The organism is Pseudomonas sp. CDFA 610 (assembly GCF_021147865.1).
In the GTDB taxonomy this organism is placed as follows: domain Bacteria; phylum Pseudomonadota; class Gammaproteobacteria; order Pseudomonadales; family Pseudomonadaceae; genus Aquipseudomonas; species Aquipseudomonas alliivorans.
The window spans coordinates 466,346-482,015 of the sequence record NZ_JAGTPM010000002.1 but is presented as its reverse complement, the minus strand read 5'-3'; the positions used below and the strand labels follow the sequence as shown (position 1 = coordinate 482,015).

At 59.7% G+C, this 15,670-nt stretch carries 16 protein-coding genes; 7 read left to right on the top strand and 9 right to left on the bottom strand.

What is annotated here, in order from left to right; translation table 11 throughout:
• Positions 1 to 87: 87 nt before the first annotated feature.
• Entirely contained in the window at positions 88 to 735 is a 648-nt protein-coding gene (locus KDX39_RS05160) for an HAD-IA family hydrolase (RefSeq protein ID WP_231659617.1), read from the bottom strand.
• A gap of 33 nt (positions 736 to 768) precedes the next feature.
• On the opposite strand from KDX39_RS05160, the gene KDX39_RS05155 reads away from it, so the two are divergent.
• The 6 genes from KDX39_RS05155 to KDX39_RS05130 all read left to right on the top strand — a co-directional run bounded on the left by KDX39_RS05155 (position 769) and on the right by KDX39_RS05130 (position 7,172).
• Positions 769 to 1,035, top strand: coding sequence for a hypothetical protein (locus KDX39_RS05155; RefSeq protein ID WP_231659616.1), 267 nt, complete (start codon positions 769 to 771; stop codon positions 1,033 to 1,035).
• A complete protein-coding gene (locus tag KDX39_RS05150; protein WP_231659615.1) occupies positions 1,032 to 2,723 on the top strand; it encodes an NAD-dependent malic enzyme in 1,692 nt (563 codons plus the stop codon). The genes KDX39_RS05155 and KDX39_RS05150 overlap by 4 nt, the downstream gene beginning before the upstream one ends.
• 237 nt (positions 2,724 to 2,960) lie before the next feature.
• On the top strand, positions 2,961 to 4,601 hold the full coding sequence (locus tag KDX39_RS05145; RefSeq protein ID WP_231659614.1) for a phosphoethanolamine transferase: 1,641 nt from the start codon (positions 2,961 to 2,963) through the stop codon (positions 4,599 to 4,601).
• A 143-nt stretch (positions 4,602 to 4,744) separates the two neighbouring features.
• Entirely contained in the window at positions 4,745 to 5,878 is a 1,134-nt protein-coding gene (gene rnd, locus KDX39_RS05140; RefSeq protein WP_231659613.1) for a ribonuclease D, read from the top strand.
• Positions 5,875 to 6,168: a YcgL domain-containing protein gene (locus tag KDX39_RS05135; protein WP_231659612.1), complete on the top strand. Its 294-nt coding sequence runs from the start codon at positions 5,875 to 5,877 to the stop codon at positions 6,166 to 6,168. Before rnd ends, KDX39_RS05135 begins: the two co-directional genes overlap by 4 nt.
• 71 nt (positions 6,169 to 6,239) lie before the next feature.
• A complete protein-coding gene (locus tag KDX39_RS05130; protein WP_231659611.1) occupies positions 6,240 to 7,172 on the top strand; it encodes a D-2-hydroxyacid dehydrogenase in 933 nt (310 codons plus the stop codon).
• A gap of 181 nt (positions 7,173 to 7,353) precedes the next feature.
• Here KDX39_RS05130 and KDX39_RS05125 read toward each other — a convergent pair whose 3' ends face one another.
• The gene (locus KDX39_RS05125; RefSeq protein WP_231659610.1) at positions 7,354 to 7,947 is read right to left on the bottom strand and encodes a nitroreductase family protein; all 594 of its coding nucleotides are present in this window, start codon (positions 7,945 to 7,947) and stop codon (positions 7,354 to 7,356) included.
• A 211-nt stretch (positions 7,948 to 8,158) separates the two neighbouring features.
• Here KDX39_RS05125 and KDX39_RS05120 point away from each other — a divergent pair, with 211 nt between their 5' ends.
• A complete protein-coding gene (locus KDX39_RS05120) occupies positions 8,159 to 8,608 on the top strand; it encodes a YcgN family cysteine cluster protein (protein WP_210040527.1) in 450 nt (149 codons plus the stop codon).
• 4 nt (positions 8,609 to 8,612) lie between these two features.
• Here KDX39_RS05120 and KDX39_RS05115 read toward each other — a convergent pair whose 3' ends face one another.
• From KDX39_RS05115 to KDX39_RS05085, 7 genes are all read right to left on the bottom strand, one after another.
• Positions 8,613 to 8,993: a YgaP family membrane protein gene (locus KDX39_RS05115; protein WP_231659609.1), complete on the bottom strand. Its 381-nt coding sequence runs from the start codon at positions 8,991 to 8,993 to the stop codon at positions 8,613 to 8,615.
• A gap of 77 nt (positions 8,994 to 9,070) precedes the next feature.
• A complete protein-coding gene (locus tag KDX39_RS05110; protein WP_184319083.1) occupies positions 9,071 to 9,571 on the bottom strand; it encodes an RNA methyltransferase in 501 nt (166 codons plus the stop codon).
• 49 nt (positions 9,572 to 9,620) lie between these two features.
• Entirely contained in the window at positions 9,621 to 10,517 is an 897-nt protein-coding gene (locus tag KDX39_RS05105; RefSeq protein ID WP_231659608.1) for a copper resistance protein B, read from the bottom strand.
• The gene (locus tag KDX39_RS05100; RefSeq protein WP_231659607.1) at positions 10,514 to 12,277 is read right to left on the bottom strand and encodes a copper resistance system multicopper oxidase; all 1,764 of its coding nucleotides are present in this window, start codon (positions 12,275 to 12,277) and stop codon (positions 10,514 to 10,516) included. The genes KDX39_RS05105 and KDX39_RS05100 overlap by 4 nt, the downstream gene beginning before the upstream one ends.
• 281 nt (positions 12,278 to 12,558) lie before the next feature.
• Positions 12,559 to 12,933 carry a YajD family HNH nuclease gene (locus tag KDX39_RS05095; protein ID WP_231659606.1) on the bottom strand — a complete coding sequence of 125 codons (375 nt, stop codon included), beginning with the start codon at positions 12,931 to 12,933 and terminating at the stop codon, positions 12,559 to 12,561.
• 66 nt (positions 12,934 to 12,999) lie between these two features.
• On the bottom strand, positions 13,000 to 13,476 hold the full coding sequence (locus KDX39_RS05090; protein ID WP_231659605.1) for a cyclic nucleotide-binding domain-containing protein: 477 nt from the start codon (positions 13,474 to 13,476) through the stop codon (positions 13,000 to 13,002).
• Between the two features lie 82 nt (positions 13,477 to 13,558).
• Positions 13,559 to 15,619 (bottom strand): S9 family peptidase, encoded by a 2,061-nt coding sequence (locus KDX39_RS05085; protein ID WP_231659604.1) that lies wholly within the window; start codon positions 15,617 to 15,619, stop codon positions 13,559 to 13,561.
• Positions 15,620 to 15,670: the final 51 nt, after the last annotated feature.

Sequence of the window (15,670 nt, the reverse complement as noted above, 5' to 3'; positions counted from 1 at the left end):
CAAATGCCTCTCATATTCAATATTTGTGAACAGCTGATTAAAACGATGGTTCAATGTTTTCGATCAGTGACCCGACCCGCGCACCTTTCAGGAAGTCAGAATGAGTTGTCCGTTCTCGACCCTGACCTTCAAACCCAGATAATTGGGCAGGGTCCAATCCTGTGCTTCATAGGGATGCAGATGGGCCGCCGTGATCACTACCACGCTGGCTCCCGCTGCTTTGCCTGCTGCAATGCCGGCCGGCGCATCTTCGAACACCAGGCATTGCCCGGGCTCAGCACCCAGCTGCTGTGCCGCGAGTAGAAAGCCATCCGGCGCAGGCTTGCCTTTCGTCACATCCTCGGCGGTGATGACGACATCAGGCAGGGCCAAACCAGCAGCTTTCATGCGTGCCTTCGCCAGGGCGAGTGGGGCGGAGGTGACCACCGCCCAGCGATCTGCGGGCAACGAGGTCAGGAACTCAGCCACGCCTTCAATTGCGGCCACGCCTTCCACATCTTCGATCTCGGCCTGGGAAATGGCTTCCGCTTCCTGCTGCACGTCGATCCCTTCAATATTCTGCTTACGGACCGTGTCGATGCTTCTTACGCCATGAATGGTTGGCAGGAAACTGTCCACATCCAGCCCATGTTTTTGGGCCCATTTCGCCCACACCCGTTCGGCGGCAATCACGGAGTTGAGCAGAGTGCCGTCCATGTCGAACAGAAAGGCGGCGAAGGGCTTATGGTCAGGCATGCTGGTCTCGCAATCATCGAATGAGCAGTAAAGATGCCCGTTCGCGCCCTCTTCGTGCAAGGCGTGAAAGCAGGTCTGCTCGTTGAATCGCTAGTATCATCTTGCCATTCTCTGCGCGACAAAATGCCGCAATCGGCCTTCAGGCGGGTAAGATGTGGCCCTGACTCAAAACACCGAATCCTGTCCGGTATGGCCCTGAAAGAACTGGCATATAAAGAAAAAGAAGAAAAAGCCAGGCTGCCCGCCCCGGTCGACGCACAGAATCAACGAGTAGACGAAAAAGGCGATCAGAAAAAATGACCAACACTTCGCGACCTTTGTATATTTCCTATGCAGGACCTTCACTGCTGGAAATGCCCCTGCTGAACAAGGGCAGTGCCTTTACCCCGCAAGAGCGGGTCGAATTCAATTTGATCGGGCTGCTGCCGCAGAACGTAGAAACGATCGAAGAGCAAGTCACGCGGGTCTACAGTCAGTACAAGCAGTGCGCGACCGATCTGGACAAGCATATCTACCTGCGTTCGATTCAGGACAACAACGAAACGTTGTTCTTCCGGCTGCTGGACTCGCATCTGGACGAGATGCTGCCGATCATTTACACGCCGACGGTTGGCCAGGCGTGCCAGGAATTCTCCAAGATCTACCGCACGCACCGTGGTCTGTTCATCTCCTACCCTGAACGCGACCGCATCGACGATATCCTGCGCAGCGCCACCAAGGACCGCATCAAGATCATCGTGGTCACCGACAGCGAGCGCATTCTCGGCCTGGGCGACCAGGGCATTGGCGGCATGGGCATCCCGATCGGCAAGCTGTCGCTTTACACCGCCTGCGGTGGCATCAGCCCGGCCTACACCTTGCCGATCGTCCTGGACGTGGGCACCAACAACCGTGAACTGCTCGACGACCCGATGTACATGGGCTGGCGTCACGAGCGTGTGTCGGGCAAGGAGTACGAAGACTTCATCGCCCTGTTCATCAATGCCGTCCAGCGCCGCTGGCCGGACGTGCTGTTGCAGTTCGAGGATTTCGCCCAGTCCAACGCCATGCCGTTGCTGGAGAAATACCGCGATGAACTCTGCTGCTTCAACGACGACATTCAGGGCACCGCATCGGTTGCCGTGGGCACTTTGCTGGCGGCCTGCAAGGCCAAGGGTGAAAAACTGGGGCAGCAGAAAGTCGTGTTCGTTGGCGCAGGTTCCGCCGGTTGCGGGATCGCCGAACACATCATCGCGGCGATGCAGATCGAAGGCCTGAGCGAAAGCGAAGCCCGTCAGCGCATCTTCATGGTGGATCGCTTCGGCCTGTTGACCGATGGCATGGACAACCTGCTGGATTTTCAGAAACGTCTGGCGCAGAAGACTGCAGACGTGTCTGGGTGGATTGCCGGCTCCGAGACGTTCCCGACGCTGCTCGACGTGGTCACCCACGCTGGCGCCACCGTATTGATCGGTGTATCGGGTCAGCGAGGGCTGTTCACTGAGCAGGTCATCCGCGAAGTTCACAAGCACTGCGCCAAACCGCTGGTGATGCCATTGTCGAACCCGACCTCCAAGGTCGAAGCCACGCCGGAAGAAATTCTGCGCTGGACCGACGGCAACGCATTGGTCGCCACGGGCAGTCCATTTGCCCCGGTCGAAATCAATGGCCGCACCGTGCATATCGCTCAGTGCAACAACTCCTACATCTTTCCTGGCATCGGTCTGGGCGTAGTAGCCTGCAAGGCCACGCGCATCACTGACCGTATGTTGATGGCCGCCTCCAACGCATTGGCCGAATGCTCACCGATGGTGACAGGGCAGGGCGACGCGGTGCTGCCGCCGCTCAAGGAAATCCAGCAGGTCAGCCGCAAGATCGCGCTGGCAGTCGCCAAAGAGGCACAGGCCGAAGGCCTGGCGCTGGAAACCACCGAAGAGGTGTTGCTGGCTGCCATCGAGCGCAACTTCTGGCTGCCCGATTACCGTGCCTACCGTCGTCGTTCGGTCTGATTGACTGAAAGGTATGGAACGCGCCCCCGCAAGCCTGCTTGCGGGGGCGTTTTTATGAGGGGAATCAGCGGTTTGCCTGAATCCTGCCTGTCTCGCCGTGAAATAATATTAATCCAACCCGGTGTTCGCACACTTTTCACATAAAATTGATAGGGCGCTGCTTACAGTCCGCCCGATTGGGGAAGTTGCCTCGTTGATGCTTCACCCGGTACATATCAATCAGATAAGCAGAGTGCGATGCCGAAAATCAGAAGTGTCAGACCAGAGACCGTCACGTTACTGGCCAGCTTTTTTTTACTGTCGTTTTTCAATTTCAATCTCTGGCAGCATCTGTTTGCAGTTACCAGTTCCGACACCAAAGGCATTGCCATGCGCGTGGCGTTCGGCGTCATGCTCTTCTGTGTATTCAATCTATGCCTGACGCTCGTGGCGTTCAGGCGCGTTTTCAAGCCTGTGTTGATGCTGATGTTCATGATCAGTGCGGGAGTCGCCTACTTCATGGGCGAATACGGCGTGATGATCGACGCGGGCATGTTTCGCAACGTTGCGGAAACCAACGCTACTGAAGTGCAGGGGCTGCTTTCGCTGAAACTGATTGGCTACATCCTGTTACTGGGCATCCTGCCGTCGCTGCTGTTGTGGAAAACCCCGATCAATTACCGCCGCTGGCACCGCGACCTGTTCAGTAAACTGGTCGTGGGCGTCGTCTGCAGTCTTGCAATCGGTGGCGCTGCATTGGCCAATTACCAAGGGCTTTCTTCACTGTTTCGCAATCATCACGAATTGCGCCTGATGGTAGTGCCCAGTAACTATATTGGCGCGTCGGTGGGTTATCTGAATGAGCAGGTCATGTCTGCCCGACGCCCTTTCGTGAAACTCGGCGAGGATGCGAAACGCTCTGCAGATATGGCGGCGCATACCCGCAAGTCACTGACCGTACTGGTTGTGGGTGAAAGTGCGAGGGCCGAAAACTTCGGCATCCTGGGCTACGGACGTAATACCACGCCAAACCTGAGCAATGAGCGCGACCTTGTGGCGTTTACCGACGTGTATTCGTGCGGGACTGAAACGGCGGTGTCAGTACCGTGCATGTTTTCCAACCTGGGGCGAAAGGATTACGACGGCACCAAAGCTCATAATCAGGAAGGTCTGCTGGATGTGCTCCAGCGCGCCGGAATTCAGGTGGTGTGGCGCGACAATCAGGCCGGCTGCAAGGGCACCTGCGACCGTGTCGACTTTCAGGACGTCAGCAACCTGAAGGATCCGCAACTGTGCAACGACCACGAATGCCGGGACGAGATTCTGCTGCAGGGCCTGGAAGGGTTCATCAACAGTCTGGACAAGGATACGGTGCTGGTGCTGCACCAGATGGGCAGTCACGGGCCGGAATACTTCAAACGCTATCCGAAAGAATATGAAAGATTCACCCCCGTGTGTGAAAGCAACGCGCTGAACAACTGCAGCCGCGACAGTATCGTCAATGGCTACGACAACACGCTGCTGTACACCGATCACGTGCTGTCGAAGCTGATCGGTGTATTGCGCGCGCATCAGGACAAAGTCGATACCGCGATGATCTATCTGTCCGACCACGGCGAATCGCTGGGCGAGTACAACCTGTTTCTGCATGGCACGCCGTATCTGCTGGCGCCGGATCAGCAGAAACACGTGCCCATGCTTATCTGGTTGTCGGAAAACTATCAGCGTTCCTACGCCGTCACGCCACAATGCCTGGCCAGGGAGCGCAACACGCCGCTCAGTCAGGACAATCTCTTTCATTCCATGCTGGGTCTGTTGAAAGTCGACACCAAGGTCTACAACCCCGCACTGGACCTGTTTGCCGGGTGCCGCAGCGAGGCAGCGGCCAGTGCTCAATGAGTCTGATCGCTGTGCAGGCAGCGTCGGGTCTGCGGTCATTTTCTGCAATCATTTTCATCAAGATGCGCAAGACCGGGACGACAGATGCGCGATAACACCCGGCGGCGATATATACTGCGCGCCATTGTTCAAGGGAGAGCCGTGTGGCCATCGATATTCACTGGATTCGCGACGACGACAGCCTCGCCCTGCATTGCGCTCAGTGGCAGTCCCTGCCGTTCGTTGCGCTCGACACCGAATTCATGCGGGTCGACACTTTTTATCCCATCGCTGCCTTGCTGCAGATCGGCGACGGTTCGCGTGCCTGGCTGATTGATCCTTTACTGATCAACGACTGGCGTCCGCTGTCCGCGCTGCTGGAGAACCCCGACGTCATCAAGGTCGTGCACGCCTGCAGCGAAGACCTTGAAGTGCTGTTGCGCCTGACTGGCAGCCTGCCGGTTCCGCTGTTCGACACTCAGTTGGCAGCCGCCTACCTGAACCTCGGGTTTTCCATGGGCTACTCGCGTCTGGTGCAGGAGGTCCTCAACATCGACCTGCCCAAGGGCGAGACCCGTTCCGACTGGCTGCAGCGTCCGTTGTCCGAGACCCAGATCAGCTATGCCGCAGAAGATGCGGTGCATCTGGCCGAACTGTTCGCCATCCTGCGTCCGCGCCTCTCTGACGAGAAGTTTGCGTGGCTGCTCGAGGACGGTGCGGAGCTGGTTGCCAACCTGCGTCGTGAAATCGACCCTTACGAGGTGTATCGCGAAGCCAAGCTGGCCTGGAAACTGTCCCGTGCCCAGCTGGCGGTGTTGCGCGGCCTGTGTGCCTGGCGCGAGGTGCAGGCCCGTGCCCGTAACGTGCCACGCAACCGCATCGTGCGTGAACACTCGCTCTGGCCGCTGGCCAAGACCCAGCCGGACAACCTCGGCGCTCTGGCTCGCATCGAAGACATGCACCCGCGCACCGTGCGTCAGGATGGCGAGTTCCTGCTTGAGTTGATCAAGACCGCGGCCAGTGTCCCGCCTGAAGAATGGCCTGCGGCCTTGCCTGAGCCGCTGCCGGTCGATGCTTCGGGTTCGCTCAAGCGTCTGCGCGCCATCGGACAGCAGTACGCCGAGCAGTTGGACATGGCACCGGAGTTGATGCTGCGCAAGAAGACCCTCGAAGCGCTGCTCAAGAGCGGTTATCCCGATGGTCCCTACCAATTGCCTGATTCGCTGCGTGGCTGGCGTCGCGAACTGATGGGCCAGGCGCTGCTCGACAGTCTGGCAACGCCGGGAGAACAGCCTTGAAGCGTATCTGCTCTATTTACCGCAGCCCGAAAAAGAATGAAATGTATCTGTATGTCCTGAAAAGCGACGTGCTCAAACGTGTGCCGCCAGAACTGCTGGCAGCATTTGGCACCCCGCACCACGCGTTCGATCTGGTGCTCAGCCCCGAGCGGGCACTGGCGCGGGAGGACATTCACAAGGTGCTGGAGAACCTCGACGTTCAGGGCTATCACTTGCAGATGCCGCCGGCCGAAGACGAGTACATCGAACATCTGCCCGAAGAGCTGCTGCGCCGCAACGATCCGGTGTGATCGGTCTTCACGTTTTAAAGCGGCCTGCGTCTGGCGTGGGTTGTCTGTCCCGTTTTTAAGGTTTCTGAAGCATGCGCGTCCTGATTGCCGAGCACGATTACCCCATTTACACCCAGCTGCTGCGCAAGGCTGCGCCTGATCTGGAAGTCCTGAGCAGCGGCGATTCGGCGGAGCTGTCCCGAATGGCCAGCGACTGTCCGGTCTGGCTGGGGCAGCCGGACCTGATGGCCAATCTGTTGCGCCAGGGGCACAAGCCGCAATGGCTGCAATCCACTTGGGCGGGCATCACGCCGCTGCTCATCCCGGGCCTGTTCCGTGACTATCGTCTGACCCGTGCCGTGGGGATCTTCGGGCAGGTCATGGCCGAGTTTCTGCTGACATACATGCTGGGTCACGAACGCGAAGTGCTGGCGCGTCTGATGAGTCAGGTGGAACGCAAGTGGGACAATCGTCCGGGTCAGAGTCTGTCCGGGCGCAAGGCGCTGATTGTCGGTGCCGGCGATATCGGTCAGCGCGTGGCCGAGTTTCTGGTGCCGTTCGGGGTGCAGGTGTTCGGCGTGGCCTCCGAGGCGCGTACCCAGGCGCCTTTCGTCGAGGTGTCGGCGCTGACCGATATCGACAATCTGGTCGGCGACATGGATTACGTCATCAACCTGCTGCCGAATACGCCTGACACTCAAGACCTGTATGACGCCAAGCTGTTTGCCAGCTTCAAACCCACAGCGCTGTTCCTCAACGTCGGACGTGGCGCGGCCGTGGTCGATGCCGATCTGGTCGAAGCCCTCAAGGAAGGGCATCTGGCGGGCGCTGTGATCGACGTTTGTCGTCAGGAGCCGTTGCCACAGCGTCATCCATTCTGGACGGCCTACGGCCTGTTGTTGACCGGACACAGTTCCGCGCCGACTTCGCCGCTGGCCATGACCGAACTGTTTGTCGAGAACCTGAAAGCCTTCAGCGCCGGTGCGGCGTTACGTGGGGAAGTGGATTTTTCACGCGGGTATTGATGGGATGAGATTCAGCCTCACACGTACAGCGCCTCAGTCCGTGCCAAAGGGACGCGGAGAAGGATCGCTCCTCACTCTCCGCGCTCATCGTTATACCTGAGTCCTGTTGCAGGCATCTCCCACGCAGCGTGGGAACGCCTCTCAGGACGCTCCGTGTCCGGGGGAGACAGCCCCAATTCCCCTACAGCGAAAAATCACCCTCGGCCACCAGCTGCGCAACCGGCAGGCGAGGGCTTGGGGTTTCGCGGCCTTGCAGGTATTCCGGCAGGATCGACTTGTCACCCAGTTTGCCCACTGCAACGGCAGCATGCAGGGCGTAGCCTTCGGGGATTTTCAGCTCCTTGCGGGTCAGGTCCTGGTCGAAGCCGGCCATGCCATGGGTGTGCCAGCCGCTCAGGCTGGCCTGCAGCGCCAGATAACCCCACGCCGAGCCGGTGTCGAAGGTGTGCCACAGCGCCGGTCCTTCTTCGGTCGCGCCGGGTGCAGTAAAGGTGGTCTTGGAGAGGACGATCACCAGTGCCGAGGCATGCTGTGCCCAACCGCGGTTGAACTCGTTCAGCAGACCCAGAAAACGCTCCCAGTTCGGCGTATCGCGGCGCGCGTACAGGAACCGCCACGGCTGCGAGTTGTAGGCTGAAGGCGCCCAGCGTGCGGCTTCGAAAAAACTCAGCAGGGTTTCCTCGGGAATGCTTTCGCCGGTAAAGGCGCGTGGCGACCAGCGTTCGGTGAATTGCGGGTCGATGGCATGTTCTGCGACGCGAGAGTTTGTGCTCATGAGAGTCCTGTAGAGAGAAGGGCAAAGGGAGCGTGACTCGATGGGCCATTGACGGCCTGCATCGCGTGGCCGCATTGAAAGCGCTCTAACGCTACTGTTTTGCTTTCCCGCTGACAAGAGCCTGGCTACCGGCAGTCGCAAGTGCTTGGCCCGCTCTCGATGTGCCACTAGACTGGCGGCCTTTTCCACAGCCGATACTGTTGTCCGAACCATGGCCGCCAAAGTTGAACCCTTCTGGATCCGCAAGACCCTCGATCAGCTCGACAGCAACGAGTGGGAGTCGCTGTGCGACGGCTGCGGACTGTGCTGTCTGCAAAAGCTGGAGGACGAAGAAGACAACAGCGTGTATTACACGCGCATCGCCTGCAAGCTGCTGGACCTGAAGACCTGTCAGTGTTCCGACTATGAAAACCGTCGCGCCTCGGTGCCGGACTGCATTCAGCTTACGCCGGGTCAGGCAGATGAATTCAAGTGGTTACCGCCGACCTGCGGCTATCGGTTGGTGAGCGAGGGCAAGGACTTGCCGCTCTGGCATCATCTGGTGTGCGGCGACCGCGATGCGGTGCATCACGAGCGTATCTCCCAGTCCGGACGCATGCTCAGTGAGCTGAGCGTGGCCGAGGACGACTGGGAGGATCACCTGATCTTTCGTGCAGGCTGAGTGATCAGACGCCGGGCTTTGGCTCGGTGAGTGCATCGATGCCGTGGACGGTCGCGGTTTTCACAGCTTTCTCGGCGTTGGCTTGCAACTCGCTCAGCTCGGCACCGGCACGTTCGATGGTGGAGCGCGCGCTTTGCAGGTCGCTGCGACCTTTCTCCATCAGGCTCTTGGCCGAGCAGTGGCCGGTGATGCCACGTGCCAGAACTGCGCCGCCAATGGCCAGTTGAATCAGGCCCAGAAATCCGCCGCGACGTACGCCTTTACCCATCATCAGGACGCCGCCTGCCAGCGAGCCGATGCGCTCCCAGCCTTGAACGTTCTGATCGGGATGCGGCTGAAACGGCTCGGGTGTGTCGATACGCTCGATAATCGGGGTGTCGCGCATGATGGCTCTCCAGAGTGGTGTAAGTCGGTTCAGAGAAACTGACTGCCCGTCAGCGAGACTGGTTCAATGCTTTTACTTCATCCTTCGCTGGACGGATCGGCCTTTTCACGACCGAACTGAGGGCCGGAGCGGGTATTGATGCCTTTTGCCATGCGGTCGTACAGCACGACATTGACCGTTGCGGCCAGATTCATGCAGCCCTCGGTAGGGATGTAGACCACGTCTTCGCACCAGTCACGAATGTCCTGATCCAGCGAGCCGTCCTCAGGGCCGAAAATGTACAGAGCGCGGTCCGGATGCGTGTATTCCGGCAGCGCCCTCGCACCATCGACCAGCTCGACGGCCACGGGAATGCAGCCCAGCGGCAGAATGCTCTTGAGGTCTTCGATGCCGATCAGCGGGATGTCCTGATGAATCTTCTTGGTGTCGGTGATGAAGTCCCGCGCCCGCTCGTAGCGCTTGCCGGTATAGAACACCGAAGCCACGCCGTAGCAGCCAGCGGCGCGCATCACGGAGCCGACGTTTTCCGGTGACTTTGGGTTGTACAGACCGATGCAGGCGTAACGTTTGTTGGCCACGGGGAGGGTGCTCTGGGGAAAACCGCCGATTATACAAGACTGCCCCGCGTCAGAACCACATGCGTACCCCGACCACAAGCCGAGCGTCGTTAACGTCTTCGCCTTCCTCGCGGGCGTAGTCGGCCGTTTTGCCGTAGGTACGATTCCAGGTTACGCCGATGTAAGGCGCAAACTCAGGGCGCACTTCGTAGCGCAGCCGGAGCCCGAGTTCAGTGCTCGAAAGGCCGGAGCCGATACCGCGTTGCGGGTCGTCCTTACCGTAGGCGTTGATTTCGGCGGTAGGTTGCAGGATCAGTTGATTGGTCAGCGTCAGATCGTAATCGCCCTCAAGCCGTGCAGCGGTCTGACCGGCTTCACCGAGAAAGGCGGTGGCCTGAACGTCGAGGTCGGAAATTGCCGAGCCTTGCACGCCAAACGCCGCCCAGCTTTGTGGAGCGCCGGGCTTGAAATCCTGGCGGGCACCCAGAACCACGTCCCACGACGGGGTTAAAGCGTGTCCCCAGAGCGCCTGCAGTTCCGCTTCCTCGGTTTTGCCGTTCACGCGTTCGCCCTCCGAGCGAAGCACCAGTCTGTCGATGTCGCCACCAATCCAGCCGGACAGATCCCAGGCCAGCGCACTGCCGTCGTTCGCGTTCTGCCATTCCAGCTTCTCGGCCAGGAAATAGGAATTGATGGCGTCGTCATGCACCTGATGACCGTCGTGGCTGGTGTAGACCGCCGCCCGGTCTGCATCGGTGATGGCCGGAATCGGCGTCCGGCTCTGCTCGGGCGTGGACTGCGCCGGCTGCGTTTCCGGCATGGCGTGGCCGGAGTGATCCATACTGTGGTCCATGCCCTGCATATCGGCAGCGCTGGCCTGCGCCGTGAATATCAGGCCGAGGCCCATCAGCAGTACCATCGGCAGGCGAGGGTGGCCCGGGATCGGGGTCAACACGTGAGTCTTCATTCTTCTACCCGCACTTCGCGAAACATGCCCATTTCCATGTGATAAAGCATATGGCAGTGATACGCCCAGCGCCCGAGGGCATCGGCAGTCACGCGATAGCTGCGTTTTGAGCCCGGTGGCATGTCAATGGTGTGTTTGCGCACCTTGAACCGGCCATTCTCGTCTTCCAGATCGCTCCACATGCCGTGCAGGTGGATCGGGTGCGTCATCATCGTGTCGTTGACCAGCACCACGCGAACTCGTTCGCCATATTTGAGCTTCAAGGGTTCGGCGTCGGAGAACTTTATGCCGTCGAACGACCAGGCGAATTTTTCCATGTGACCGGTGAGGTGCAACTCGATCGTACGGCTCGGCTCGCGGCCGTCCGGGTCGTCGAATGTGCTGTGCAGGTCGGCGTAGGTCAGTACTCTGCGTCCGTTGTTTCTCAGGCCGATACCCGGATCGTCGAGTCTGGATGAGGTGCTCATGGCCTGCATATCGACCAGTGGGTTGTCGGTCTCGCTGTCAGGGTGCGACTGCGAGGTGTTCACGGGCATGGTGGTGTGATCCATGCCTTGCATATCGTGGTCCATCTGACTGTGGTCCATGCCCTGCATGCTGTCTTGATTCGTGCTGCCGTGGCTCATTGCGCCATGATCCATGCCGGCCATGCCGATATCGTCCATGCTCAGCAACGGGCGCGGGTCGAGGGACGGCACATCTGCTTTCATGCCCGGCCTGCTGGTGAGTGTGCCTCGCGCATAACCGGTGCGGTCCATCGATTGGGCGAACACCGTGTAGGCGCCTTCGGCAGGCTCGACGATCACGTCGAAGGTTTCGGCCACGGCGATGCGAAATTCGTCGACGCTCACCGGTTTGACATGCAGGCCGTCGCTGGCGACGACGGTCATCTTCAGGCCGGGAATGCGCACATCGAAGTAGGTCATGGATGAGCCGTTGATGAAACGCAGACGGATTCGCTCACCGGGTTTGAAAAGGCCGGTCCAGTTCATGTCCGGTGCCTGGCCGTTCATCAGGTAGGTATAAGTGGCGCCGCTGACGTCCGCCAGATCGGTCGGATCCATCTGCATCTGCGCCCACATGGCCCGGTCGGCAACGGTCTTGCTCCAGCCCTTGTCGCTGACGTCGTTGATAAAATCGCCCACGGTGCGTTTGTTCTGGTTGTAGTAATCGGACTGCTTCTTGAGCTTTTTCATCAGCCGGGTCGGGTCTTCGTCCGTCCAGTCAGTGAGCATCACGACGTGCTCGCGCTCGTAGCTGAAGGGTTCAGGCTCTCTGGCGTCGATGATCAGCGGCCCGTAGACCCCGGACTGCTCCTGAAAGCCGGAGTGACTGTGGTACCAGTAGGTGCCGTTCTGTCTGACCTTGAAGCGATAGACGTACATGCCGTCCGGGGCGATGCCGTCGAAGCTCAGGCCCGGAACGCCGTCCATGTTGGCGGGCAGGATGATGCCGTGCCAGTGAATGGACGTGCTGTCCTTGAGACGGTTCTTCACGCGCAGCGTGACGGTGTCGCCTTCGCGCCAGCGCAGCAGAGGGCCGGGGAGGCCGCCGTTGACCGTCATGGCCGTGCGCGGGCTGCCAGTAAGGTTGACCGGCGTTTCGCCGATGAACAGATCGAATTCCGTGCCTGACAGTTCCAGTGATTCACCTGGGCGCGGCGCTGCCCAGACCGGGCTGCGCCAAAGCCCCAGCCCGCTCAGCAGACCCCCTGCTGTCAGTCCTTTCACAAAGGTTCGTCTTGATGTTCCGGGAAGCATGATGGCGTATCCGTTCGGTCGGTTCGTCGCAGGCCGGACAGCCTGCGGATTTGGCAGAAAGATGGCGTAAGGCATAAGGCAAGGGGATTACATGACAGTCAGGTTGCGCCACGTCAACTGAGCACGCGGTGCGTCCGGAGCGTTGCTACCACGAGGCGTCGTCGGCATCGACACTGATCGTGCCCATCGCTCCGCGTGGGCGTCCATCATGGGACGCCCTGCGCCCCCGACGTGTTTGATCATGCAGATGCTTCGCTGAGCGATAGGTGCAGGCTTTCCCGTCATTCGTCCTTCTTCATCAGCCCTGCCAGCGCAGCAAACGGGTTGTGCGTTGCCTTGGAGGTTTTCGGCGAGCTGAGGGAACTGTCGGAGAAGTACTGCTGGTCGGTATAACGTGAGTGTTCGTTATCGTGGCAGTACAGGCAGAGCAGTTCCCAGTTGGAGCCGTCCTGCGGGTTGTTATCGTGGTTGTGGTCGCGGTGGTGAACGGTCAGTTCGCTCAGGCGCTTGCCGGCGAACTCCCGGGCGCAGCGACCGCAGACGTGCGGGTACATGCGCAGGGCCTTGTCGCGGTAGCCCATTTCGCGGTCGCGCTGGGCGTCGGCCAGAATACGGTCCAGCTTGGCAGTGTGGGAAGGCGGGTTGGCCGTGCTCATGGTGTCACCTGTTCGTGTGCGCATTGAAAGCGGAATATCGGCAAGTTTAGCGCCGGACGAGCAAACTCACACCTGTTGCGAGAGCAATTGGCCGTCGACCATGCGCAGGCGTCGTGACAGCGAGATGGCCAGGGCGCGGATGATCTTGGCAGCAATCTTCGGTGCTTCATCGAGCATCTTGTCCAGCGAGTCGCGACCCAGGTTCAGCAATTGGCAGCTTGTCGCTGCGATGCAACTGGCCGAACGGCGTTCGCCGTCCAGCACCGCCATCTCGCCGAATGCCCGGCCGCGGCGCAGCGTGGCGATTTCGACCTGCTGACCTTCACTGTTGAGCTTCTGCACGGACACCGTGCCCTGATGAATGATGCACATGAACGTTCCGGCATCGCCCTCGGCAAACACCACTTCACCCTTTTCGATGTCGGTGATGCTGAAGTAGCCCGCCACGGCAAGGAAATCGCTCGGCAGCAGGGTGTCGAACAGGCCGCAGTCCAGCAGCATGTCGCGAATGGCATTGTTCAGGTTGGACAGTTGTTCTGACATGGTTCGGTCTTGTAATCAGGCGACAGAGAAGGGGGCATATCCGTGCCCCCGGTGCTAGTAAGACAGGTGTTGGGTGCCAAGTTCATTCGCCGGTCTGCAATACCTTGAAGATGAACCCGTATTCCAGTGCCACATCACGCAGGCCTTGGTAGCGGCCGCTCATACCGCCGTGCCCGGCACCCAGTTCAGTCTTGAGCAGCAAGAGGTTGTCATCGGTCTTCGTGGCACGCAATTTCGCGACCCACTTGGCAGCTTCCCAATACTGTACGCGGCTGTCGTTGTAGCCGGCGATCACCAGCATGGCCGGGTACGCCTGGGCGCGGACATTCTCATAAGGTGCGTAGGCCTTGATGCGCTCGTAGACCTCAGGCTCTTGCGGATTGCCCCATTCGTCATATTCGGTGACGGTCAGCGGCAGCTCGGGATCGAGCATGGTATTGAGCACGTCCACGAACGGCACCTCCGCAATCGCCGCCTTGAACAGGTCTGGACGCTGATTGAGCACAGCGCCCATCAACAGGCCGCCAGCGCTGCCGCCACTGATCACCAGTTGCCCGGAGTGCGTCAACCCCTGGGCAATCAGGTGCTCGGCGCAGGCAATGAAGTCACCAAAAGTGTTCTGTTTGTGTTCCTGCTTGCCGTTGCGATACCAGGTTTCGCCCAACTCGCCGCCTCCCCGCACATGCGCGATCGCGAACGCCACGCCCCGGTCCAGCAGGCTCAGACGTGCATGGGAAAACCACGGGTCCAGACTTTCGCCATAGGCACCGTAGCCATACAGATAAAGCGGCGTCGCCTGACCGGCCAGTTCGCGTTTGACCACCAGACTGATTGGCACCCGGGTTCCATCAGCGGCGGTCGCCCAAAGGCGCTGGCTGACATAGGCGTCGGCATCGAAGGTCCCCAGTACGGGCGTTTCCTTGAGCACAACCTGCTTACCGGTTGCCAGTTCCAGCTGACGGACCTGAGGCGGGCGGTTCAGCGATTGATAACGCAGGCGAATTCGTGGGCTGTCGAACTCCAGCGAGTCCTGCACATAAAGGCTGTACGCCGCGTCTGGCAGTTGCACGCGATAGGCGGGCAGGTCCTGAGGACGGATCTCAATGATCGGCAGGCCACCTTCGCGCAAACTCAGGCTGAGACCTTTGGCGTTGAGGCCGACACCTTCGAGCATCACCGAGTCGCTGTGCGGGATAAGCGTCTGCCAGTCATCGCGGGTTGGAACGCCGGTCGCTTTCTCGGGTGCGTGGTACAGGGCGAAATTGATGCCGCTCTGGTTGCTGCGAATGAACCAGCTCCAGACGCCATCAAGCAGCCCGTGATCAGGAAAGTATTCATGACCTTCGACGCGCGGCGCCAGGCAGGTAAAAGCCTGCTCGGGATGCTCGGCGTCCAGCACCCAGGCTTCGCTGGTGGTCTTGCTGTTGAGCAGCAGCACCAATTGGCGTTCGGAACTGGTACGGAAGCAGTGCAGAAAGAAGCGGCCGTCCGGCTCACTGAATACCAGGTTGGCGGTCTCGTTACCGAGTTTGTGGCGATACAGCTTGTGTGGACGATGGGTGTCGTCCAGTTCACCGAAGAACAGCGTCTGGCTGTCGTTGGCCCAGGTCATGCTGCCATCGCAATCCTCGAACGGCAGGCTGCTGACGTGTCCGGTGCCCAGTTCCTTGACGTAGAGCTGATAAACCTCATCGCCACTGGTATCCAGGCTGTAGGCCAGGCGCTGATGGTCTGGGCTGATGCTGAATGCACCGAGTGAAAAGAATCCGCCGTCGGCCAGCACGTTGGGATCAAGCAGCAGTTCTTCCCGGCTTTCATCGACTGTGTTCGAGTCATCCGCCGGACGCGGGCAACGGTAATGGCGTGCGTATTCGTCGCCCGCTGTGGTGCGCGTGTAATACAGATACGGACCCCAGGGCGAGGGCAGTGACAGGTCGGTTTCCAGAATGCGGCTTTTGATTTCCTGAAACAGCGTTTCACGCAGCGCGCTCTGGTCCGCCAGCTGTTCTTCCTGATACTGGTTTTCAGCTTTCAGATAGTCGAGCACTTCATCGGTGTCGCGGTTCTGCAGCCAGGCGTAGGGATCCGAGCCTTGAGCCTTGCGAGCGATCGGGGCGCGTGAGGTTGCATTCGAAAAGGACATGCGGGGCTCTCTTTAAAGTGGCAATCAGATGAATTATGAAGACACGCTGCG